This is a genomic window from Butyricimonas sp. DFI.6.44 (genome assembly GCF_022132345.1).
Classification (GTDB): Bacteria; Bacteroidota; Bacteroidia; order Bacteroidales; family Marinifilaceae; genus Butyricimonas; species Butyricimonas muris.
This window is the reverse complement of the sequence record NZ_JAKNJD010000001.1, coordinates 36,420-56,687: the sequence shown is the minus strand read 5'-3', so window position 1 is coordinate 56,687 and position 20,268 is coordinate 36,420. Positions and strand designations below refer to the sequence as shown.

Genomic DNA, 20,268 nt, shown 5'->3' with positions numbered 1-20,268 from the left:
AACCAAAAAAGAAAAACGCGTATGAATTTACCAAAAGTGAAAATGCTGCAAGTCAGCAAGTGCCTTATCGGATTGGCGGTCATGATGCTGCAATCCTGCGACGTGGCCGACAACCGCCGCGACATGCTGTGCGGGAACTGGGAGAGCGTGGAGGGAAAACCTGACGTGCTTATCTACAAGGAGGGCGAAGCCTACAAAGTGACGGTGTTCCGTCGTAGCGGTCTGCGCCGCAAGCTCAAGCCGGAAACCTATCTCTTGCAGGAGGAGAACGGCAACCTGTTCATGAACACCGGCTTCCGCATCGACGTGTCCTACAACGAGGCCACGGATGTGCTGACTTTCTCGCCAAACGGGGACTATGTGCGGGTGAAGCCGCAGCCGGGACATCCGACCGAAGAATAACAACCACTAAAATCCAAAGTAACATGAGAACAAGAATAACAATGATTATCTGCCTGTGCCTGCTTTTCGCGGGCAGGGCAAGCGCACAGTGGGTCGTAAGCGATCCGGGCAATCTAGCGCAGGGCATCATCAATGCCTCCAAAAACATCATCCATACCTCCAAGACCGCCACGAACATGGTGAGCAACTTTCAGGAGACGGTGAAAATCTATCAGCAGGGCAAGAAGTATTACGATGCCCTCAAATCGGTGAACAATCTGGTCAAGGACGCCCGCAAGGTGCAGCAGACCATCCTGATGGTGGGCGACATCACAGACATCTATGTGAACAGTTTCCAACGGATGCTCCGTGACGGGAATTTCAGACCCGAAGAGCTTTCCGCAATCGCTTTCGGCTACACGAAACTGCTGGAGGAAAGCAACGAAGTGTTGACGGAACTCAGGAACGTGGTGAACATCACCACGCTCTCCATGACCGACAAGGAGCGCATGGACGTGGTGGAACGCTGCCACTCGAAGATGAAGCGTTACCGCAACCTCGTGAGCTACTACACGAACAAGAACATCTCCGTGAGTTACCTGCGTGCGAAAAAGAAGAACGACCTCGACCGCATCATGGGGCTGTACGGGAACATGAACGAAAGATACTGGTAGCCTATGAAGTTCGACAACCTTCATCAGATTTTACGTTCACTTTATGAGCAGATGATGCCGCTGTGTGGGGACATGGCTGGTGTGGCGAAAGGCATCGCCGGGCTGGGTGCGCTGTTCTACGTCGCCTACCGGGTATGGCAGTCGCTGGCGAGAGCTGAACCGATAGACGTATTCCCGATGCTCCGTCCTTTTGCCATCGGTCTGTGCATCATGTTCTTCCCGACTGTGGTGCTGGGCACGATAAACAGCATCCTCTCACCCGTCGTACAGGGCACGGCAAAGATGCTGGAGGCGGAAACGCTGGACATGAACCGATACCGGGAGCAGAAGGACAAACTGGAATACGAGGCGATGGTACGCAACCCCGAAACCGCCTACCTCGTGTCCAACGAGGAATTTGACAAGCAACTGGAGGAACTCGGCTGGTCGCCCTCCGACATGGTGACGATGGCGGGAATGTATATCGACCGGGGAATGTACAACATGAAGAAGAGCATCCGCGACTTCTTCCGCGAGATACTCGAACTGCTGTTCCAAGCCGCCGCCCTCGTGATAGACACCGTCCGCACCTTCTTTCTCGTGGTGCTGGCGATTCTCGGTCCGATAGCCTTCGCCCTGTCGGTATGGGACGGTTTCCAAAACACGCTCACGCAGTGGATATGCCGCTATATACAGGTCTATCTGTGGCTACCGGTATCGGACATGTTCAGCACCATACTGGCGAAGATACAGGTTCTGATGCTGCAAAACGACATCGAGCGGATGCAGGCAGACCCGAACTTCTCGCTGGATTCGAGCGACGGGGTGTATATCGTATTCCTCTGCATCGGCATCATCGGCTACTTTACCATTCCCACCGTTGCGGGCTGGATTATCCAAGCCGGAGGCATGGGCGGTTACGGTCGCAACGTGAACCAGATGGCGGGACGAGCCGGAAGCATGGCGGGCAGCGTGGCGGGTGCAGCCGCAGGAAACGCAGTCGGACGTGTCGGCAAATTGCTGAAATAATCAATGTGCAATCATAAATTGGAAAATATAAATGGAATTCAAATCACTTAGAAACATCGAATCGTCGTTCAGGCAGATACGCCTGTTCGGTATCGTCTTCCTCTCGCTGTGCGCCGTGGTGACGGTGTGGAGCGTGTGGAACTCCTACCGTTTCGCAGAGAAGCAACGGGAGAAAATCTATGTGCTGGACAACGGCAAGAGCCTGATGCTCGCCTTGTCTCAGGATTTGTCGCAGAACCGCCCGGCGGAGGCACGGGAACATGTGCGCCGTTTCCACGAGATGTTCTTCACGCTATCACCTGAAAAAAGCGCGATTGAACACAACGTGAAACGTGCCTTGCTGCTGGCGGACAAGAGCGTGTACCACTATTATTCGGACTTCGCGGAGAAGGGGTACTACAACCGCATCATCGCCGGGAACATCAACCAAGTGCTGAAGGTGGACAGCGTGGTGTGCGACTTCAACGCCTATCCCTACCGTGCCGTGACCTACGCCACACAGAAAATCATCCGGCAGAGCAACGTCACCGAGCGCAGCCTCGTGACCACCTGCCGCCTGCTGAACGCATCGCGGTCGGATGACAACCCGAACGGTTTTACCATCGAGGGTTTCACCATCATTGAGAACAAGGATTTACAGACTATCAAACGGTAACAGGACATGAAAAGTATCAGAAAATCAATGTGGGGCATGTATTGGAAACTCCACGACAAACGGAAACGCTTGGCGGCAAGTCTCAAAGGGTATCTGGACGGCTTGCCGCCGGAAACACGCCGCCGCATCGTGCTGGGGATGTTCGCCGCCTTCGCGGTGCTTGCCCTTTACACCTTCGGCAGAGCCGTCTATGACATCGGCAGGAACGACGGCTCACATATGGAAACGGGACACGCCGGACGGGTGGAACTGCCGACCCCGGCGGAAACAGGCAATCACTTAACACCTTATTTATATGGAACAGACAAAGAATGAACCGACGAAAGAGAACAAAGCTGCTCCCGAAACGGGGAAACCGAAAAAGGAGCGCGAACCGCTGACAGAGGCGCAACGGCTGAAACGGCAGAAGATGATCGTGCTGCCCGCTATGGTGTTGGTGTTCATCGGGGCGATGTGGCTGATATTCGCCCCGTCCTCCGGCAAGGAGCAACCGCCGGGAACGGACGGATACAACACCGAGATGCCCGACGCTGACAAGGCGAACCGGCAGATTATCGGCGACAAGCTGAAAGCCTACGAGCATGGGGAGATGGAAGAGCGTCAGGAGAGCCGCAACCGTGCCATCGGGCAGCTGGGCGACATGTTCGACCGCGAGATAGCGGGAACGGAGAACGGAGTGGACTTCGACCTCGCCAATCCGGGCGGCAAGGAAGAAAGGGCAAAGCCAGCCACGCCGCAGACCATCCAGTCCTCCGCAGCCGCCTACCGTGACCTGAACGCCACGCTCGGAAACTTCTACGACCAGCCGAAAAACGACAATGCGGAGATGGACGAATTGTTGGAGCGCATCGCATCGCTGGAGTCGGAACTGGAAAGCGAGAGGGGCAAGGCTTCCTCTATGGACGAGCAGGTGGCTCTTATGGAGAAGTCCTACGAGCTGGCGGCAAAGTACATGGGCGGTCAGAACGGAGGACAGCCATCGGCGGAACAGAGGGCAGAGCCAACTACCGTGCAGAAAGGGAAGAAGAACAAGGCAATGCCTATCAGACAGGTGGAGCATCAAGTAGTTTCTTCACTCTCACAGCCTATGAGTAACGCGGAGTTTGTCGCCGCCTTATCGCAGGAACGCAACCGGGGTTTCAACACGGCTGTCGGCACGGCGGAGGTATTGGACAGGAACACCATACCGGCGTGCGTGCATGGGGCGCAGAGCGTGACGGACGGGCAGACGGTAAGGCTGCGCCTGCTGGAGCCTATGGCGGTGGCAGGCAGGACAATACCCCGGGGTGCGGTGGTGGTCGGCACGGGCAAGATACAGGGTGAGCGGCTCGACATCGAGATTACCTCGCTGGAATACGACGGCACGATTATCCCCGTGGAGCTTGCGGTCTATGACACGGACGGACAGCCCGGCATCTTCATCCCGAACTCGATGGAGATGAACGCCGTCCGGGAGGTCGCCGCCAACATGGGCGGCTCGCTGGGAAGCAGCATCAACATCTCCACCAATGCCGGGGCGCAGCTCGCCTCCGACTTGGGCAAGGGGCTGATACAAGGCACGAGCCAGTACATCGCCAAAAAGATGCGAACCGTCAAGGTGCATCTGAAAGCCGGGTACAGGGTCATGCTTTACCAAGAAAAATATTGAAAACAATAAAAATTACCACTAAAATCCAAAAGTAATGAGAAAAGTAATCATCATGTTTGCCCTCGCTATGGGCATCATAACTGCCAACGCGCAGGAGAATGTAACCGTTGAAACGACCAACGGAAGTGAACAACCGACCTTGACGAAGGAGGTCTATCCGCAGAAGGAGGCGGACGGCGACCTATATCACGGGCTGTCACGCAAGCTGACCTTCGACCGCATGATACCGCCGCACGGTCTGGAAGTGACCTACGACAAGACCGTCCACGTCATTTTTCCGGCGGAGGTGCGCTATGTCGATTTAGGCTCGCCCGACCTGATTGCCGGGAAAGCCGACGGAGCGGAGAACATCATCCGTGTGAAGGCTACCGTAAGGAATTTTCCCAACGAAACGAATATGTCCGTCATCACGGAGGACGGCAGTTTCTACACCTTCAACGTGAAGTACGCCGCCGAACCGCTGTTGCTCAACGTGGAGATGTGCGACTTCATCCATGACGGCAGCACGGTGAACCGCCCGAACAACGCGCAGGAAATCTATCTGAAAGAGCTGGGCAGCGAAAGCCCGATGCTGGTGCGCCTTATCATGAAGTCCATCCACAAACAGAACAAGCGCGAGGTGAAGCATATCGGCTGCAAGCGTTTCGGCATCCAATACCTGTTGAAAGGCATCTACACGCACAACGGCTTGCTTTATTTCCACACGGAGATAAAGAACCAGAGCAACGTGCCTTTCGATGTGGACTACATCACTTGGAAAATCGTGGACAAGAAGGTTGCGAAGCGTACTGCCGTGCAGGAGCAGATTATTCTGCCGCTCCGCGCGCAGAACTACGCCACCCTCGTGCCGGGCAAAAAGAGCGAGCGCACGGTCTTCACGATGGCGAAGTTCACCATCCCCGATGACAAGTGCCTCGTGGTGGAATTGAACGAGAAGAACGGCGGCCGTCACCAGTCCTTCGTGATTGAGAACGAGGATTTGGTACGCGCGGGTACCATCAACGAACTTCAAGTACGCTGACCATGAGAAAGTACATCGCAATAATCATCGCGTCGCTTGCCCTTTTTACAGGGCAGGCGCACGCCCAGCGGTGTCTGCCGAAGATGCAGGGCATCGAGGTGAGGGCGGACATGGCGGACGGCTTCAATCTCGGCGGCAAGGACGGCGGGTACAGCTTCGGGGCGGCTCTCTCCACCTACACGAAGAAGGGGAACAAGTGGGTGTTCGGTGGCGAATACCTGTTGAAGAACAATCCCTACAAGGACACCAAGATACCCGTGGCGCAGTTCACGGCGGAGGGCGGCTATTACTTCAAGATACTGTCGGACGCCCGAAAGATTGTTTTCGTCTATGCCGGGGCTTCGGCTCTCGCCGGATATGAGGCGGTAAATTGGGGGAAGAAGGTGCTGCATGACGGCTCCACGCTGCACGACCGGGACGCCTTCATCTACGGCGGTGCGCTGACGCTCGATGTGGAGTGTTACGTGGCAGACCGTATCGCCCTGCTTGCCAACCTGCGGGAGCGTTGCCTTTGGGGTGGCGACACACGGAAGTTCCACACGCAGTTCGGGGTCGGTATCAAGTTCATCATCAACTGACACGGGCATGGAAAGGACGGAAATAGATGCTGTCAGAAGGATGCCGCTTGCGGATTTTCTCGCACGGCTGGGGCATGAGCCTGTCAGAAGGAGCGGTAACGAGCTGTGGTATCTTGCCCCGTACAGGGGCGAGCGCACATCCTCTTTCCGTGTGAACGTGGCGAAACAGCTCTGGTACGACTTCGGTTTGGGCAAGGGCGGCGACATCTTCACGCTTGCCGGGGAGTTTCTGCAAAGCGATGACTTCATGAAGCAAGCGAAGTTCATAGCGGAAGCCGCCAATATGACGGTTGCCGGATGGGAAAAGCCCGTCTATCTCTCGAAGCCGACCGAATCCGTTTTTGAGGATGTGGAGGTCGCTCCGCTGCTCCGCTCACTGCTGACGGAGTATTTAGAGGAACGGGGCATCCCTTACGCCATCGCATCCCGTCACTGCTGCCGCTTGAACTACGGTGTGCGTGGGAAACGGTATTTTGCCGTTGGCTTTCCGAACATGGCAGGTGGCTATGAAGTCAGAAGCCGATATTTCAAGGGTTGCATACCTCCGAAGTCTGTATCACTGGTAAAGGCGAATGACATCCCGGCTGACGAGTGCCTCGTGTTCGAGGGCTTCATGGACTTTCTCTCTGCCGTGACGCTTGGTGTAACCGGTAACGCTGACTGTCTTGTGCTGAACTCAGTCGCCAACGTGGAGAAGGCGGCGGGATTGCTGGACGGATACGGGCGCATCGGCTGCTTCCTCGACCGTGACGAAGCCGGACGGCGGACGCTTGCCGCACTTACCATGCGATACGGGGAACGTGTCACCGACCGTTCCTCCCTCTATGACGGTTGCAAGGACTTGAACGAGTACCTGCAACTGACAACGAAAAAACAGAAAAACAACCATCTAAAAATCGAAGAACAATGAACATACTGAACAACAGAAACAAGAGAACATCAATATTCAAGGCAGTGGCGTTATGCCTGATAGCCGCCATGTCATTCACCCTCGTGTCATGTGACGATGACATGGACATCCAGCAGTCCTATCCCTTCACGGTGGAGGTCATGCCCGTGCCGAACAAGGTAGTAAAGGGGCAGACAGTGGAAATCCGCTGTGAACTGAAAAAGGAGGGCGACTTTTCGGGTACGCTCTATACCATCCGCTATTTCCAGTTCGAGGGGGAAGGCTCGCTCAAAATGGATAACGGCATCACCTTCCTGCCTAACGACCGCTACCTGCTGGAGAACGAAAAATTCCGCCTGTACTACACGGCGGCGGGTGATGAGGCGCATAATTTCATCGTGGTGGTGGAGGATAACTTTAGCAACTCCTACGAACTGGAATTTGACTTCAACAACAGGAATGTAAAGGACGACGATCTTACCATCGTTCCCATCGGCAACTTCAGCCCCTTGTTGAAATGATGCGTGTATTCATGACAATGCTCTGTTCACTTCTGACGGTCTGTTCTGTGTCCGCGCAGATCAGCCGCCAAGAGGGAACGGACGGGCAGGCGGCAATCTACCGACTGCCGCTTATGGAACGTGCTTTTTTATGCTGCCGCTACTTTGAAGGCTGGCACTCAGAAAAACACTACCCATACGTCGGTTGGGGTCACAAACTTTTGCCAAACGAGAAGTATTCGGCACGAACCATGACAAAACGGGATGCGGATGAACTTTTGCGGAAAGACCTGCGCAAATTTGTCGCCATGTTCCGTAAATTCGGGGTTGATTCGATTTTGCTTGGCACGTTAGCTTACAATGTGGGACCGGCGAAGCTGTTAGGCAGCAAAACAATCCCCAAAAGCACCTTAATCAAGAAGCTGGAAGCTGGTGACAGGAACATCTACCGTGAGTATATAGCCTTCTGCAACTACAAAGGAAAACGCCACGCCATGCTGCTCAAACGGAGAAAGGCGGAGTTTGCGCTGTTGTATATCCCATAAAAGGACTGACAAAACTGGCAAAAGACGTGCCATATTTAACTTGGCACGTCTTTTGCTCTATCACTTGATAGATTATCGTAGGATTTTCTCGTTAATTGACATCGTTGAGCCATTTTTGCCTATCGGTTTCCAAATAACACTTCAAGTTGTAAGTGTTGTGAGAGCAATACAAAACATAGTTATTAACCATAAAAAGTATAGCGAAATTATGAAGAAAGTATTTAGGAAAATTCAGAAAGGAACAACAAAAATGATTGAACGTATCAAATCGTTGGGGGAAATGGAGACGAAGCAGAAATGTGTAGTTCAACGGTTCGAGATTATCATTCCCCTCCACCAAAAAATAACGACCCAATATATAGCCTCCGCAAGTTTTACTTGCGGATTTTTTAGTTATCGCAGATTGGACAAAGGTTTCTTTGCTACTTTCTTTGTCCGCCATCATGCTCACTGAAAGAAAGTAGGGCGGCTCTCGCCGCCCCGCCACTCAAAAGCGTGTGTAAAGTCCCGTCACCATCGTGAACATTTCCTCCAGCATATCAAAATAGATACCCTCGTGTACGGCAATGTCCTTTGTCTTGCACTCAAAGGTCTTTTTGCTGAACGTCCTGCGGTAGAAGCGCATATTGTAGAGGTCTGCCCCTTCGTCATAGATGATGTCAAGGCGGTTGGCACTTGTTTTGTTCCTTGCAAGGCTCATCCGTAAGCCGTTGCCCATATCTATGAAATCACGGCTACCTGTCATGGCGGTGAAGCGTTTTCCGCCTATCTGCTGTAATATCGTCTTGGCTATCATATCTTTTGTTTTTAGGGTTTTAAGTATTGGCGGTGCGGACACCGCCATCCCGTTCAAAATTCTCGCATTTCGGAAATGGGGGTCTGCCGTTGTAGCCACTCTTTCACACATTCCATATTGTACTCGCTCGTGATGACTGCCGTATGGCTGTCGGTGGCGGTGAAACGTGTGCTTTCGTAATCATCTATCCACCCCTTGAGGGTGTCCGTTCCCCACGCTCCGGTATCGTCAAAGATACCGTCCAATGCCGTGATAGGTTCGCTGAACTTGACTATCAGCGTTTGATAGGTCGTGTTCATAGTCTGTCCTCCTTTCCCTTCTTTGCGTTCAGCCACTTGTCCCGTGCGGCTCGGCACTCGTCCAACGTGGGTTTGACACAAGAGAACAATTCTCTGTCTATGGGGTGGCGGTAGTCGTACTGCACAAGTGTCCGCCTGCGTCTTCCGATACCCGATTGGAAACGCTCGTATTTCTCCGTACCTGCTTCCGCGCAGGTGCTTACTCCGTTGATGGTCATTCGTGTTGTCATAATGTTGCTTTTTAGATGGTTAAAAATGTACTGACAGAACTCTGTTCTTCATCACCATTTCGGGGTTGCTTGTGTAGCGTTGGTGCAGGTAGAAATGGTGTGAGCCGAAGCCGTAAAGGAAAAACTTGTCAAGTTCGTGCTTCTCGGCAAACTCCTTTACGCTCTTTCTCAATTCCCCCTCACTCGTTGTGAGAGTGAGGAGGTTCACAAATTCAAGGAACATCGTGGGGATTGCATCATCCCACACACAAATCATACTTTCAATTCTTACTTCCATATCAATGTTGTTTTAGGGGTTATGCTATGCCGCTTTCATCCGCTCACGGATAAGGTTGGCGTTCTTGTTCACAAGGTCTATGATGCGCTCGTGATATTCGGTGTCCTGGTTGTGCTTGCCGTGGCACTGCACCACTTCGAGGGTTCGCAAGTCCACCTCTACGGTTTCAATAATCTCATCGCCAATCCTTGCCGATAGTATGAGGGTTTCGGCTTTCTTGTAGTATCCACTGCCAAACACGCAGATGCCCTGCGTCTTGCCCTCGTTGTAATACTCGTCTATGCTTTCAAGCACCTTGACGATTATTTCCTCGTCCGTGATTACCAAGCCGAAGAATTTGGATTTGTTGGCGATGAAATCCTCCGCATCTTTCTTTCGTTGGAGTTGTCGCTGTTGCTCACGCTCACGCCTTTCAATCTCCCAACGGCGTTGCTCTGCGGCTCTTTCCTTCTCGTGTATGGCTTCAATTTTTCGGGTTGCGTTGTCGTGTGCCGCCATGAAATCTTCGGGACAGATGTTCTTCGGGTTACGGAGGTCTTGACCGAGTTTTTTGAGCATACGCAGATAGTCGCACCACATTGAGAGGTTGTCTATCTGATACTTGTGACGCTTGGCAATCAGATATGATGCCCAACATTCATCGGCAGTACGGGTATTGAAAAGAAAGTGTTTCATGACCTCAATCTCACCGCCTTTCATAAGGGTTTCAATTCTTGGGTCTGAAAGCAAGGCTTTGAAAAGACGCACGGGGGAGATGCCGTGGAAATCGCCCTTGAAGCCGTTACGTCTGAGTTGGGGCAATATCCTCATCTTTGGATATGCACAGCTTCTTGCCACCACATCATCGTATAGGCTGTTGTGCGGTCTTACCTCCATATCGCTGCCTAATGCCCACACATCGCAATAGCAGAAAAGGAAGCCACGGAGCAACGCCATGTCCGTAACCTTGCCGTCGGGTGAAATCCAACGCTGCACGACCTCGTGGCAGTAGAAACGCATCGGTTCGCCTTTCCTGCTCTCGCATCTGACCTGCGCCACGCGGATTACCTGATACCCTTTGCAGGTGGTTATCACGCTGAAATTCTGCGTTTCCTTGTAGATGCGTCTGCGTGTGTCCTGCACTTTGAGTTCGGCATGGCATTTGGGGCAGGTGCAGCCTTCAAGGGTGTCGCATAGTCCGCTGTCGCTGTGCCACTCGTGACCGCAGTCGGAACAGGTGATGTTCCCTTTCTTGGTGCGGTAGCCGATATGCTCAACGCAGTGGCGGTATGCCCAATCTATTTGTGTCGCTGATATGGGGCGAAGGTTGGCGGAAAGTCTTGCCACCTCTTTCTGTATCTTGGTCTTCGGTTTCATAAGCCTAAATCAAATAATGAGGGTTGGGGTTGGTTTTCTTTTCTCGCTGACGGTCTGTGGCGGTTCTGCAACTTGCGGAGTTCCTCCTCTTGGTATTTGCGGACAGCGTTCTGACGTGCCTCCGCCTTTTCCTCTGCCGTGAGTTTCACAACGTGGTTCACAACCACTTGGCAGTCCATCGGTTTGCCCACCTCTATCTCGTTTTCCTCATAGTAGTGGATGGCTTGCCCGAATATCTCTCCGTCCGTGAAACCGTTGCAACCGCTTTTCTGCACATAGTTCAGAATGTGGGTCACGCACTCGTCCATGTTCTTGGCAGGGTTGCGGTACTTCTTTGCAAATAGCGCATCTTCCTCCGCACGCTGTTCCAAGTACATATATATCGTTCTCTTGAAATGGTCTGTTCCTTTCATATCGCTGTCATTTTTAGATTATCTGTTTCAGTATCTCTCTCCAATAGGTCGGCTCTACCTCGCTGAGAAGGAAGTCCATGAAATCCCTCCGTGCGTCCTTGTTCAGTTCGTGGTACAATCTTCGGAAAGTTTCAAAATTGCCGTTGATGTACGTTTCCACCATATACACGAAGATGTTGTCCACCTCGTAATATCTGCACTGCTGCGCTGCCGTCTTGCTGTTTCTTTTTGCCATGTCGGTAAGGGTTAAAGGGTGAATAACCAAAGGATGAAGCCAAAGAAGGCAATGGTGGAAAGGATAGCCACGATTACACCTATCGCCACTCGGAACACTCCGTTTACAATCTCTCTGATGATGCCCCAAAGGATGCCGAACACCCCGAAGGCGGTGCGCATCATCAAGCCGCATATCGCCAACCCGATGTGTTGCGCCATTTGTCTGAAATTTGCCGTTGCCGTCATATCTTCGCTGTTTTTGATTTTTTTGTTTTTAATGCGGATTCAAGAGCTGAGGGAGTTGAGTTTCAAACTATCTTATCTGCCTCTCGTTTATCCGACATTTTTTTTATGCGTCTTTCTGTCGCATCGGTCGTTTTCGTTTCGGGTGCTTGAAAAGGTAGGGATTAGGGAATGCAAGGTTTTTCGGTCAAAATACTACCCGCAGGGCTGGAGATTTTTACCGAAAACAGGAGGCTTGACCTTGCTTTCCCGTCCAATCCCGGAATTACCTTTGCGCCCAGAACGAAAATGACTGACTGATGCGGCTTACTGAAAGGCGCAAAATGGAGGTAAACGAAAACAGAGGCAGATTGTGTAGAAAAAAACTTCAGGGGAAAATCCGTAAAAAAAAGAATCACCAAAAGGAAAAAGACATCACCGGAAGCGTGAAAAGGGCAAACCACAACAAAGGAAGTATGATTGTTTCCGATCCGACGGAACTTGTTCAGCCGGGTGGCAACAATCATTCTTCCCGGTTTGTCCGGCTGTGTGTGGGCGCCTGTTTCATTCATGGGGCAGGCTGACACACTCTGCATTCACTTTCCGCTTCCGGCAAAAGAGACAGCGAAAAAAGAAAAATCATTTGAAAACCCGTAAAAGCATCTCTTGGCATAGGCGCAAAAGAAAGGGGCATTGCTTCATCTGTCTAAACATCGTTTAGGCGTGAGGCAATGCCCTTTTCTCCAGCTATGCGGTAGTCGGCACACGTTTGTTCCAAACTCGTTTTGGGCAATGGTGTGCCGACGGACAATACCGCTTTTACGGAAAATTCTTATGAATGAGGGGATAAAAAACGGGAGTTTATATCAAAATCTCGAATTAAATAGCTACTTTTGCATACGAAGAGTTCTTTGAAGGTTACGCAACGCGCAGAAGGATAATGCAGTAGATAACTAACTAAATCGTAACCTATTACTATCAAGAGCAATTAACCTACGCTCATTTCCAATAAATTACACTCTTTTCGTAACTTCACACTGCGAAAATACAACAACAGCTAATATATAAGACTATGAGTATTAAAGGAACAAAAACAGAACAGAACTTATTGAAATCATTTGCTGGTGAATCACAAGCCAGAAGTCGTTACACTTTCTTTGCAAGCGTGGCTAAAAAAGAAGGCTTCGAGCAAATCGCCGGAGTATTCATGGAAACCGCGGAACAAGAAAAAGAACACGCCAAGAGATTCTTCAAGTTCTTGGAAGGCGGAATGGTTGAAATCACGGCGTCTTACCCCGCGGGAATTATCGGAACTACCGCTGAAAACCTGAAAGCTGCCGCCGAAGGTGAAAACGAAGAATGGGCAGACCTTTACCCTGAATTTGCTAAAGTAGCCGAAGAAGAAGGATTTACCGCTATCGCTGCCGTATTCCGCAATATCGCGAAAGTAGAGGCTGAACACGAGGCTCGTTACAGAACTTTACTCGCTCGCGTTGAAGAAGGAAAAGTATTCGAGAGAGATGAAGAAATCCTGTGGCAATGCCGTAACTGCGGTTACGTGCATAAAGGCAAGACCGCCCCGAAAGCATGCCCGGCATGTGCTCATCCGCAAGCATACTTTGAAGAAAAGAAGAACAACTATTAACGAGAAAAGTTAATAGTTAAAAACTGAAAGCCGGGGATATATTTTTCCGGCTTTCTGTTTTTTATTTTTACACGTGGTAGAAAAATAACAAGGTGATTTTCGTTATATTCGCGTCGAGGAAATAGAATTATATTTTTAAATCAATAAAATAAAAGTCATTATGAAAAAAGTTATCAATTCACCGAAAGCACCGAAAGCAATCGGGCCTTACAGTCAAGCTATTGAAGCCAATGGAACGCTCTATATCAGCGGACAACTTCCTATTGACGTGAACACCGGTAAATTCGCGGAAGGTGGCGTGAAAGAGCAAACCGAACAATGTTTGAAGAACATCGGTTATATCCTCGAAGAAGCCGGATACACTTTCGACAACGTGGTTAAATCAACTTGTTTACTCGGTGATATGTCTTATTTCGCTGAAATGAACGAAGTATACGCGCAATTTTACAAGAGTGACTGCCCGGCACGTGCCGCGTTCGCCGTGAAAGCACTTCCCATGGGCGCTATGGTGGAGATCGAAACGATAGCCGTGAAATAAAAAAAGGAGGTGTGTCAAACACACCTCCTGTCTGTAATGTCTATAAAGTCGAGCCTCCGGATCCTAAAGTCCATAAAGTTCACGACGCAATAACACAATGATATACAGTATCATAAACAAAACATTCCGATAGATTTGACCTTATGACCTTATGACATTATGGACATTCAGACCTTATGGACGAGAGGGCGATACATGGATCATGTCATGATTTTTGTTTTTCTCCGTTTTTTTTCGTAACTTGGACTGCACTTATAAACACATAAAAACAATGATTATGAGAACATTCGGATTTCTTCTCGTGCTTGCCTTCTTTTGCTCGTGTGCCTCACAGAAAGACATTACCCAAAACAAGAAGGGACGTTGCGCTATCAAAGACTCCGCGCAATATGAATTAATCGTTTTCGATTCCGGGTTCGACTATTGGCTGGCAACTCACCAATCCGTCGCGAACCAACACAGCAACGAATATTATCAAAGCATGAATCTGCAATACTCCATCGAATGGAACAGGCGCTATGCCATGGGCGATCCGAGGATAAACAGTTATATCGATTATAGTATGAATAAAAACTACGGCTTCGATTTTAATTACAAGCTATACATGTATTTCAAATTCTTCGAGGACACGAATCACATCAAACTGATACCGGGAAGCAGAAGCATTTAAATGATTTTAGATTTACGATTTTAGATTTCAACCACACGAGGCTATATCTTTTTTTCAATCCGAAATCGTAAATCATAAATCGTAAATCATCCCGTTTGCCTCTTTTATCGCCTCCGGAGTTCCGAGGTCAAAGGCAAGTCCGTCATGTTGAAAAAGTTCGATAGGATGATTCTTTGCTTGTGCCAGATGTTCGTCGATGATAGAGAAAACATCCCCATGGATCATGTTATGTAAATATTCGGAACTAAGCACCTGTATCCCGCAATAGTTGTATTCTTTCGCCCTGTAAAAACCGTCGTCCACGATTTTCTGTTCTCCAGTCCGCTTGTTCTCCCAACCTTTCAATATACCGCCATTAAACTTTAACACCCGATCTGCCAGACAAGGCTTCACCACTAACGTGGCATACGCGTCGTGTTCCTCGTGCTGCCGAATCAAAGCATTCAAATCCAGATCGGTTAATATGTCCACGTTGTGTATCAGCACCGGAGTGTCAGGAAGGAATAAATCACGGGCTTTCAGAACTCCTCCCCCCGTATCGAGCAATTTTTCCCGCTCTTCGGATAGAACGATATCCATTCCGAAATTCTCATGCTCGCGTAGAAAGATCTTTATCTGATCGGCAAAATGATGAATGTTTATCACCAAACGCTCGACCTTCACTTCTTTCATTCTCCCGATCACCCGTTCCAACAAGGCTTTCCCGTTCAATTCCACCAAAGCCTTCGGGCGATCATCCGTCAACGGTCTTAGCCGTGTGCCTAATCCGGCGGCGAAAATCATTCCATTCATCAACTAATTTTAAATTTAATGATTTATCTTGTAGCTTTCAGATCTCTATTATGTTGTTCTTTATGGCGTACATAACTAACGCGGCAGTATTGCGGCATCCCGTCTTGCTTAGCAAATTGGCACGGTGTTTATCCACCGTCCGTTTACTGATAAACAACTCGTCGGCAATCTCTTGGTTGGAAAGCCCGCGACAAACGTGGTACAATATTTCCAATTCCCGTTCCGAAATGTCATTATCCACCACTTCCGGCACGTCATTTTTATTATCCCGCATATTATTCAAGATATTCACCAACAACTCTTCCGAGAAGAAACTCTCCCCTTCCGCCACCTTTTGAATCGCCGTTACCACTTTATCAATACCGGAATTTTTCAACAAAAATCCTTTCGCTCCCGCATCGATCATTTTGTAATAATATTGCTCGTCCCCGTACATGGAAAGCACGATAATTTTCAAGCCGGGCTTCATCTTCATCGCCTCGATCGTCGCCTCGATCCCGTTCATTCCCGGCATCTCGATATCCATGAGTACCACGTCACAATCCACGAACGAGAGATTCTCGATAAACTCCCGACCGTTCGAAGCCTCGTAGATATGTCGCACGAAATCCTGCGTCGAGAGCAACAGCTTCAATCCCTCGCGAAATAACTTGTGGTCGTCGACCAGATATATTCTCAATTTATCCATATTTAAACAACTACTTACATTTTATAAAAGCCCGGGCAATCATTCCCTTTCCCCGCTCGCTCAATATCTTGATATCCCCGTTACCGGAGTTCAGACGATATTGCATATTACTCAATCCCATTCCCCCGTCACTTTCCGCCAGTTTCACGTCAAATCCCATGCCGTTATCCTCGTATTCGAGGTATAGGATATCATTTTGTAATTGCAGGTCAATACTGATTTTACTCGCTTCGGCATGGCGCAACGTGTTATTGAGCAATTCGCAAACCACACGATACATGATAACCTCGACATTATAAGCGAAACGGCGATTTTCTACATTTGTTTCAAAAGTTATCTCGATACCTTCGGCCGGACGCAATTTCTTGATAAATGACCCCACGGCATCCTTTAGCCCGAAATTGTTCAATATGTGGGGACTGATATTCGCGGATATCTCCCGAACTCCCACGATGGCCTCGTCTACTGCCTGTTTCAGGTTCACCTTGATTTTCTCGTTTACCTCCGGGGTATTACTTTGGTCAAAACCGGAAAGCAGCATTTTTATCACGCTCAGCAACGGTCCCAGACCGTCATGCAATTCTTTGGCAAATCGTTGCCTTTCCTGTTCCTCCGTGCGGATCACTGCCGACAAAACCCTTTTCTCCGTTTCACTCCGTATCCCGTCCAAACGCCGCAGGAATTGAAATACTTTCCGTATATAAAACGCCCCGATGGCAAATGCCAAGGAAATCACGAACGACAGCCATACTTTCGTCTGGTATAACTCTTCCGATTCTCCCCGGTGCATGGACGGAACCAACTCTATCGCCCGGTAAATCGCCATAAGAAAAAAGCCCGTGGAAATCAATATCCACGCCGCATTGAATTTTGTCCGCTTAAATAAACTGATTGCAAATCCCATCGCCACGATCTGCAACAACAACGATAAATATACAACGATCTGTGTCACCAAGAGATATATTAAATTAAAAGTTAAAAACTAAAAGATAAAAGTTATCTGTCAAATATCGGTATAATTTACAAATTTACCAAACGCCACAGGGCAAATACGTTAAAACGCTTTTACCCTGCTAGAACGGATACCCGATTGCCACATTAAATACCGAACGACGGAAACCTCCGCCCGAGTTAAACAACACGAAACGCTGTCCGGCGGGGAGCGCGGGATCTTTCAGTTTTATACCCAAGTCGAAACGCAGAAGGAAGAAATTAGCGTTCAATCGTAATCCGGCTCCCGTACCTATCGCTATCTGGTTGAAGAAATTGTAATTCAATTTTGCACCGTGACGGGTTTCTTTCGGGTTGATATTCCACACGTTTCCGGCATCGAGGAACAAAGCACCCTCCAGTAGCCAAAGTAATTTGAAACGATACTCGATATTGGCTGCCAACTTGAAATCCCCCACGCTATTCGGGTACTTTTCCGTTGCCAGATATGACCCCGGTCCCAGTGTCCGAGCCTGCCAAGCCCGCATATCGTTAGCCCCTCCCCCGTAAAAGGCCTCCTCGAAAGGCAACACTTTCATGTTCCCGTACGGGTAACCGCAACCGACAAAGAAACGCCCGACGAGGGAGTTCGCCCGGTTGATATACCAATTGTAACGGTATTCGGCATCCGATTTGACAAATTGCGCGTACCGTACACCCAACAACTTATAATATTTCTCGTCCAGACTCTCACCTGTCTTCTTGCCGCCGGAAAGGCGATCTATCACGTTCAACACGTTACCGGAAGTTTCCACGTTCACCCGAAAATAATTATAATTCATTGCTTTCGCGTTCAGAAGCTGATCGGTAAAGGTCGCGGAGAACACGGCCGAAAGAATCATGTGGTCCGTGTAGGCATTCTTGATATACTCGTTTTTCAGCCCGTCGATAAAACTCTTGTCGACATCCTTCATCAACACGTAATTCAAATCGATCAAATCAAAATTATACCGCCATTTCTTATCCGCTTTCCGCCACAAGTAACCGAACCGGGCGTTGGCAATCGAACGGGTATAATAAGGCGTGTATTCATAACTGTAAGAGAAAGATATCGACGTCTTCGGGGCATAATTCCGACGGAAATCTTTCATCCGCAAGAAAGGCATCCAGAACTGCGGCGTCACGAGTTTCAATTCCGCCCCGATCTCCGTGGTATTAAATAATTTTCCCTCCCCGTTCACTTGCTCCTTACGCAGGCTTCCCCACACGCTGGCAGAGATATTCTCGCCCGCCCGAAACACGTTACGATGGTTATACGTGAAGTTTCCCCCGACTCCCAAGTTACCCGAATTATGAGTTCCTTCCAAGAACACGTTATATGACTGTCTTTTCACGGGGGACAACTGTATCGTGCAATCCAACGCTTTCACCTCCCCGTCGGATTCCACCTCTTTGAAGTCGATATTCACCAGCTTGAAAAGATTCAACGCCTGTAAACGCACGTAAGTATCAATCACCCGTTGCGCATCGTACAATTCCATTCGCTGCAACTGTATCGTCTCGATAATCATCTTCGGCTTGATTTTCAACTTATCCTTGTACAATATCGTGTACCCGTTATATACCAATGAATTATAGGTCGCAGCAACCTGTTCCGCGCTCACGAGAGGATCATAGTCAAAGTTGACGCTGATATTCCGCACGAAATAACGCTTGTAGGCATTACTGTCCACGGCATTCTCGACAATACGCACGAAGACTTTTGCCATATTCTCTTTTTTCACAGTCGACGTGTCTGCCATAAAACGAATAAAATTCTTCGAGAAGTTGAAGTACCCCTTTTCCCGAAGCGCTTTCGTGATCCTTTCCCGCTCGTCGTCCAGCACGTCCAAATCCAAAGGTGCATTTTTCTCCAACAGCGTGTTCACCGTGTCTCTCCGGTAATTCGCCATTAAACCGCTTTCTTCCGCTATCCGATTTTCCGGCCGTCCTTCGGGGGCATCAAATTTTATACTCTCGATCGAGGTCACGGGACCGACTTTCACCTTATACTCCACGTTCGCCCTTTTCTTCTTGTAATACACCGTATCATGCACTTCCGCTTGATAGAATCCTTTATTGTGAAGGAATAATTCTATTTGCTCGACACTCCGTTTCGTTAAAAAGGGATCGTAAATCACGGGAGCCTCCCCGATACGACGCAACCATTGATTAAATTTCTTTTTTTCGTTCCGTCCGCTTAAATTATAAAGCCCCAAATGGAACCGCACGGTACCCAGAATCCGGGTGTTCGGTTTTTGTCGTATACTCCGCCTCACATCACTCCTATTCAGCTTGTAATCATCCACTTTCACCTTCACGTGATCCAACAAATACTCATCCTTCCCGACATACTTCGTCGGGGAACACGAATACAGGAAGTAGAATATAAAAAGAATAAAACTTATCTTGTACGCTCCACGCATGCTCAAAAATCTCAAAAAAATACTATGTTTGTGTTTTAATTCTAATCAGCAAACTTGAAAAGTATGCTTAGTAAACACTTAACAAATATAATCCAAAACCTTGAAAAAAAGAAATTCAGGGAAAAATATAATTTGTTCAAAATAGAGGGTGAAAAACTCGTGCAGGAATTATTCCTTTCCGACATGAAGGTTGACACCTTGATCGCCCGTCCCTCGTGGATTGAACGCAACAGGCAAAAAGCACAGTCATACAATACGATAGAGGTCAACGAAATTGAAATGGGACGAGTTTCCAACTTCAAATCCCTCCCCGAAGTAATCGCTTTGGCACAGATTCCGGTCAAAGAACACTCGCCGGAAGAAATAAAAAATGAGCTTAGCATCGTGCTCAACGGTATTCAAGATCCCGGTAATCTCGGCACGATTCTCCGCTTGAGTGATTGGTTTGGAGTTAGGCACGTGTTTTGTGACCATGATTGCGCGAACATTTTTAACCCGAAATCCGTTCAAGCGAGTATGGGTGCAATTTTCAGGGTGAACGTGTTCTACTTGAATCTTGTTGAATTTATCCCGCGATTCGTGGATCAGGATTTCCCCTGTTACGGGGCGTTTCTGGAAGGAGAAAACATCTACCGGACTGAACTTCGAACGAAAGGATTTATCGTCATGGGAAACGAGGGGAACGGTATCAGTCCCGAAATAGAAAGGTTTGTTACCCGAAAAATAACAATCCCCAGCTTTGCACACAGCCCCTATTCGACGGAATCCCTGAACGTGGGCGTTGCCACCGGCATCATCCTCTCGGAATTTAAACGGATAGAATATAAATAGC

General features: G+C 49.1%; 29 protein-coding genes. 16 read left to right on the top strand and 13 right to left on the bottom strand.

Annotation, left to right across the window (positions count from 1 at the left end; genetic code table 11):
• The first annotated feature begins 21 nt into the window (after positions 1-21).
• The 12 genes from L0M98_RS00295 to L0M98_RS22630 all read left to right on the top strand — a co-directional run bounded on the left by L0M98_RS00295 (position 22) and on the right by L0M98_RS22630 (position 8,353).
• Positions 22-402, top strand: coding sequence for a DUF3876 domain-containing protein (locus L0M98_RS00295; protein ID WP_004291516.1), 381 nt, complete (start codon positions 22-24; stop codon positions 400-402).
• A 23-nt stretch (positions 403-425) separates the two neighbouring features.
• Complete coding sequence (locus tag L0M98_RS00290) at positions 426-1,055, top strand: DUF4141 domain-containing protein (protein WP_004304283.1); 630 nt, start codon at positions 426-428, stop codon at positions 1,053-1,055.
• A gap of 3 nt (positions 1,056-1,058) precedes the next feature.
• Positions 1,059-2,063 (top strand): conjugative transposon protein TraJ, encoded by a 1,005-nt coding sequence (gene traJ, locus L0M98_RS00285; RefSeq protein WP_004291518.1) that lies wholly within the window; start codon positions 1,059-1,061, stop codon positions 2,061-2,063.
• A gap of 31 nt (positions 2,064-2,094) precedes the next feature.
• Positions 2,095-2,718, top strand: coding sequence for a conjugative transposon protein TraK (gene traK / locus L0M98_RS00280; RefSeq protein WP_004291519.1), 624 nt, complete (start codon positions 2,095-2,097; stop codon positions 2,716-2,718).
• A 27-nt stretch (positions 2,719-2,745) separates the two neighbouring features.
• Positions 2,746-3,033, top strand: a complete 288-nt coding sequence (locus tag L0M98_RS00275) for a TraL conjugative transposon family protein (protein ID WP_018697145.1) — start codon at positions 2,746-2,748, stop codon at positions 3,031-3,033.
• The gene (gene traM, locus L0M98_RS00270) at positions 3,014-4,366 is read left to right on the top strand and encodes a conjugative transposon protein TraM (protein ID WP_004291521.1); all 1,353 of its coding nucleotides are present in this window, start codon (positions 3,014-3,016) and stop codon (positions 4,364-4,366) included. The genes L0M98_RS00275 and traM overlap by 20 nt, the downstream gene beginning before the upstream one ends.
• A gap of 34 nt (positions 4,367-4,400) precedes the next feature.
• A complete protein-coding gene (traN, locus tag L0M98_RS00265; RefSeq protein ID WP_004291522.1) occupies positions 4,401-5,387 on the top strand; it encodes a conjugative transposon protein TraN in 987 nt (328 codons plus the stop codon).
• 2 nt (positions 5,388-5,389) lie between these two features.
• A complete protein-coding gene (locus L0M98_RS00260) occupies positions 5,390-5,965 on the top strand; it encodes a conjugal transfer protein TraO (RefSeq protein ID WP_004291523.1) in 576 nt (191 codons plus the stop codon).
• 7 nt (positions 5,966-5,972) lie between these two features.
• Positions 5,973-6,875, top strand: a complete 903-nt coding sequence (locus L0M98_RS00255) for a toprim domain-containing protein (RefSeq protein WP_004291524.1) — start codon at positions 5,973-5,975, stop codon at positions 6,873-6,875.
• A complete protein-coding gene (locus L0M98_RS00250) occupies positions 6,872-7,375 on the top strand; it encodes a DUF3872 domain-containing protein (protein ID WP_004291525.1) in 504 nt (167 codons plus the stop codon). Before L0M98_RS00255 ends, L0M98_RS00250 begins: the two co-directional genes overlap by 4 nt.
• A complete protein-coding gene (locus L0M98_RS00245) occupies positions 7,372-7,899 on the top strand; it encodes a glycoside hydrolase family protein (protein WP_004291526.1) in 528 nt (175 codons plus the stop codon). The genes L0M98_RS00250 and L0M98_RS00245 overlap by 4 nt, the downstream gene beginning before the upstream one ends.
• Before the next feature lie 64 nt (positions 7,900-7,963).
• Positions 7,964-8,353 (top strand): hypothetical protein, encoded by a 390-nt coding sequence (locus L0M98_RS22630; RefSeq protein WP_004291527.1) that lies wholly within the window; start codon positions 7,964-7,966, stop codon positions 8,351-8,353.
• Between the two features lie 33 nt (positions 8,354-8,386).
• Here the strand turns inward: L0M98_RS22630 and L0M98_RS00240 are convergent, their stop codons facing one another.
• The 9 genes from L0M98_RS00240 to L0M98_RS00200 all read right to left on the bottom strand — a co-directional run bounded on the left by L0M98_RS00240 (position 8,387) and on the right by L0M98_RS00200 (position 12,280).
• Positions 8,387-8,695 carry a hypothetical protein gene (locus tag L0M98_RS00240; protein ID WP_004304290.1) on the bottom strand — a complete coding sequence of 103 codons (309 nt, stop codon included), beginning with the start codon at positions 8,693-8,695 and terminating at the stop codon, positions 8,387-8,389.
• 53 nt (positions 8,696-8,748) lie between these two features.
• Positions 8,749-8,994 carry a DUF6956 domain-containing protein gene (locus L0M98_RS00235; RefSeq protein ID WP_004291529.1) on the bottom strand — a complete coding sequence of 82 codons (246 nt, stop codon included), beginning with the start codon at positions 8,992-8,994 and terminating at the stop codon, positions 8,749-8,751.
• Positions 8,991-9,224, bottom strand: coding sequence for a DUF3873 domain-containing protein (locus L0M98_RS00230; protein WP_004304291.1), 234 nt, complete (start codon positions 9,222-9,224; stop codon positions 8,991-8,993). The genes L0M98_RS00235 and L0M98_RS00230 overlap by 4 nt, the downstream gene beginning before the upstream one ends.
• Before the next feature lie 19 nt (positions 9,225-9,243).
• The gene (locus tag L0M98_RS00225) at positions 9,244-9,501 is read right to left on the bottom strand and encodes a hypothetical protein (RefSeq protein WP_004291531.1); all 258 of its coding nucleotides are present in this window, start codon (positions 9,499-9,501) and stop codon (positions 9,244-9,246) included.
• Positions 9,502-9,525: 24 nt separating this feature from the next.
• The gene (locus L0M98_RS00220) at positions 9,526-10,857 is read right to left on the bottom strand and encodes a PcfJ domain-containing protein (protein WP_227214570.1); all 1,332 of its coding nucleotides are present in this window, start codon (positions 10,855-10,857) and stop codon (positions 9,526-9,528) included.
• Positions 10,854-11,270 carry a PcfK-like family protein gene (locus L0M98_RS00215; protein WP_004291533.1) on the bottom strand — a complete coding sequence of 139 codons (417 nt, stop codon included), beginning with the start codon at positions 11,268-11,270 and terminating at the stop codon, positions 10,854-10,856. Before L0M98_RS00215 ends, L0M98_RS00220 begins: the two co-directional genes overlap by 4 nt.
• A gap of 13 nt (positions 11,271-11,283) precedes the next feature.
• Positions 11,284-11,505, bottom strand: a complete 222-nt coding sequence (locus L0M98_RS00210; protein ID WP_004291534.1) for a hypothetical protein — start codon at positions 11,503-11,505, stop codon at positions 11,284-11,286.
• A gap of 11 nt (positions 11,506-11,516) precedes the next feature.
• Positions 11,517-11,732, bottom strand: coding sequence for a hypothetical protein (locus L0M98_RS00205; protein ID WP_004291535.1), 216 nt, complete (start codon positions 11,730-11,732; stop codon positions 11,517-11,519).
• A gap of 161 nt (positions 11,733-11,893) precedes the next feature.
• Positions 11,894-12,280, bottom strand: coding sequence for a hypothetical protein (locus L0M98_RS00200; RefSeq protein WP_009126113.1), 387 nt, complete (start codon positions 12,278-12,280; stop codon positions 11,894-11,896).
• Positions 12,281-12,780: 500 nt separating this feature from the next.
• Here L0M98_RS00200 and rbr point away from each other — a divergent pair, with 500 nt between their 5' ends.
• The 3 genes from rbr to L0M98_RS00185 all read left to right on the top strand — a co-directional run bounded on the left by rbr (position 12,781) and on the right by L0M98_RS00185 (position 14,561).
• The gene (gene rbr / locus L0M98_RS00195) at positions 12,781-13,353 is read left to right on the top strand and encodes a rubrerythrin (RefSeq protein WP_018336532.1); all 573 of its coding nucleotides are present in this window, start codon (positions 12,781-12,783) and stop codon (positions 13,351-13,353) included.
• Between the two features lie 160 nt (positions 13,354-13,513).
• Positions 13,514-13,891: a RidA family protein gene (locus L0M98_RS00190; protein WP_099292202.1), complete on the top strand. Its 378-nt coding sequence runs from the start codon at positions 13,514-13,516 to the stop codon at positions 13,889-13,891.
• A gap of 277 nt (positions 13,892-14,168) precedes the next feature.
• Positions 14,169-14,561, top strand: coding sequence for a DUF6146 family protein (locus tag L0M98_RS00185; protein ID WP_099292201.1), 393 nt, complete (start codon positions 14,169-14,171; stop codon positions 14,559-14,561).
• A gap of 72 nt (positions 14,562-14,633) precedes the next feature.
• Here the strand turns inward: L0M98_RS00185 and L0M98_RS00180 are convergent, their stop codons facing one another.
• The 4 genes from L0M98_RS00180 to tamL form a co-directional block, all read right to left on the bottom strand.
• Positions 14,634-15,353, bottom strand: a complete 720-nt coding sequence (locus L0M98_RS00180; protein WP_227214569.1) for a sugar phosphate nucleotidyltransferase — start codon at positions 15,351-15,353, stop codon at positions 14,634-14,636.
• 37 nt (positions 15,354-15,390) lie between these two features.
• Positions 15,391-16,041, bottom strand: coding sequence for a response regulator transcription factor (locus L0M98_RS00175; RefSeq protein ID WP_099292200.1), 651 nt, complete (start codon positions 16,039-16,041; stop codon positions 15,391-15,393).
• 10 nt (positions 16,042-16,051) lie between these two features.
• Positions 16,052-16,993 carry a sensor histidine kinase gene (locus L0M98_RS00170; RefSeq protein WP_227214568.1) on the bottom strand — a complete coding sequence of 314 codons (942 nt, stop codon included), beginning with the start codon at positions 16,991-16,993 and terminating at the stop codon, positions 16,052-16,054.
• Between the two features lie 121 nt (positions 16,994-17,114).
• The gene (gene tamL / locus L0M98_RS00165; protein ID WP_227214567.1) at positions 17,115-19,451 is read right to left on the bottom strand and encodes a translocation and assembly module lipoprotein TamL; all 2,337 of its coding nucleotides are present in this window, start codon (positions 19,449-19,451) and stop codon (positions 17,115-17,117) included.
• A 48-nt stretch (positions 19,452-19,499) separates the two neighbouring features.
• Between tamL and L0M98_RS00160 the strand changes: the two genes are divergently transcribed.
• Positions 19,500-20,267, top strand: a complete 768-nt coding sequence (locus L0M98_RS00160; protein ID WP_227214566.1) for an RNA methyltransferase — start codon at positions 19,500-19,502, stop codon at positions 20,265-20,267.
• The last annotated feature ends 1 nt before the right edge of the window (position 20,268 follow it).